The sequence below is a fragment of the Variovorax sp. RTB1 genome, assembly GCF_035018765.1.
Taxonomy (GTDB): Bacteria; Pseudomonadota; Gammaproteobacteria; order Burkholderiales; family Burkholderiaceae_C; genus Variovorax.
The window spans coordinates 1-262 of sequence record NZ_JASJXG010000138.1 but is presented as its reverse complement, the minus strand read 5'-3'; the positions used below and the strand labels follow the sequence as shown (position 1 = coordinate 262).

Genomic DNA, 262 nt, shown 5'->3' with positions numbered 1-262 from the left:
GGCGTGGGGCTGGCCGCCAGGCTGCCGAACTTCGAACTCACCGCGAACATCGGCACCACCGCGTTGCGGCTGTCGCAGCTCGCGACTGCCGGCACTGCCTTCTGGGGCATCGGTGCCAACCTCGTGCAGCCGCTGTTCGATGCCGGCACACTGATGCACCGGCAGCGTGCAGCGGAGGCCACGCAGGCGCAGGCCGCAGCGCAGTACCGCAGCACGGTGCTGGGCGCGTTCCAGAACGTTGCCGACACGCTGAACGCGATCC

Annotated in this window: 1 protein-coding gene; it reads left to right on the top strand. The window is 69.8% G+C overall.

Going from position 1 to position 262, the window contains the following annotated elements:
- On the top strand, positions 1-262 hold a 262-nt coding region (locus tag QN397_RS26695), incomplete at both ends, for a TolC family protein (RefSeq protein WP_323502534.1).